Here is a 1388-nt window from a genome sequence, read left to right on the forward strand (position 1 = left end):
CTCCTCGATCCACTTGTCACAACGACCGAGGTTAATCTATGGTCACCCCCGTTTTTGCAATGCTGAATTTTTTGGCGCGTTGGGTTTGCGTAAATCTATCCGGCGTCAGAGCGGGATGAGCCGTCGCGCCTCGATGAGAATCGCGCCTGATGGTCCTGATAACAGGGGCAGCTTCAGAAGCTGGTTAACCTCTCAGGGTTTCCGTCAGGCCGGTTTGCCGTTCACGTCATCAGTATTCAGCAATCGCAAAACCAGGTGGATCGACTTCGGTAAAGCAGTTCGGCGGGAGGTGGCTCATCGAGGGGCGCTTCGCGTGCATGGGTCGAATACAGCGTCGCGACTCGCAATGGCCCAGGCTATTCGCGCGAACTTGTTAGCGAGCGCACAGGCCACTACGTTTGAGTGTCGTCGCGCGAGCATTGAGCGCACCCAGTCGGCCATCTTGCCCGTGTGCCTGTTCAGATGCAGCATGAAGGCACGGGCACACTGGACGAGCAACCGGCGAATGTTCTTGTCCCCCCGCTTGGAAATTCCCAACAGGTTCGACCGGCCTCCCGTACTGTACTGGCGGGGGACCAGTCCGACGGCAGCGGCAAAGTCGCGGCCGCATCGATACTGCTTTCCATCGCCGAGTTCTGAGGCAAGTAAGCTTGCGGTAATCGGTCCAACTCCCGGAATGGTAAGCAGTCGCTGGGCTATAGCGTCATCCGCAAGCTGCCGGTTGAGCTCCTTCTCGATCTCGCCAATCTGCTCCGAAAGATATTTGAAATGCGCATGCAGGCGCTCAAGAATCGCGACGAGACGTGGCGGGAGGGAGTGCTCGGCCAGCAACGCGGGCAGGCGCCTGACAACGGCATTGCCGACAGGTAGCGTGACGCCGAATTCAAGCAGGAATCCATGCATCTGATTGGTCGTGCAAACCTTGTCCCGAACGAGTGAGTCGCGTACCCGGTGCAGGGCAGACAGTGTCTGCTGCGATACAGTCTTCGGCGTTACGAAGCGCATTGACGGTCGGGAAGCTGCTTCGCAGATTGCCTCGGCATCGACGAAATCGTTCTTGTTGCTCTTCACGAACGGGCGTACGAACTGCGGCGAGATCAGCTTTGCCTCGTGCCCGAGTTCGGCGATCTTGCGTGCCATGCAGTGCGCACCAGCACACGCCTCCATGACTATCGTGCATGGATGGAGCGTGGCGAAGAACTCAATCAGTTGCTTGCGCGATAACTTTCTGCGAAACACCGCTTTACCCGCCGCATCCTGACCATGAAGGTGAAAAGCGTGCTTACCCAGATCAATACCGACCAATGTGACGTTTTGCATGGCAGATCTCCCAAGGAATCCCGGCAGAGTACCCCTGCTGCGGGGAGGGGGTGACCATCCCATTACAG

At 57.9% G+C, this 1388-nt stretch carries 1 protein-coding gene; it reads right to left on the reverse strand.

Going from position 1 to position 1388, the window contains the following annotated elements:
- Positions 1-294: 294 nt before the first annotated feature.
- On the reverse strand, positions 295-1320 hold the full coding sequence (locus tag ACLFKU_RS43430; protein WP_410853355.1) for an IS110 family transposase: 1026 nt from the start codon (positions 1318-1320) through the stop codon (positions 295-297).
- Between the last annotated feature and the right edge of the window lie 68 nt (positions 1321-1388).

This window comes from Paraburkholderia sp. EG304, from assembly GCF_046543485.1.
Taxonomy (GTDB): domain Bacteria; phylum Pseudomonadota; class Gammaproteobacteria; order Burkholderiales; family Burkholderiaceae; genus Paraburkholderia; species Paraburkholderia youngii.

Bases quoted from the DNA above. Each gene is read 5' to 3' on its own strand.
- ACLFKU_RS43430 (WP_410853355.1), bottom strand. From the start codon at position 1,320: ATGCAAAACGTCACATTGGTCGGTATTGATCTGGGTAAGCACGCTTTT.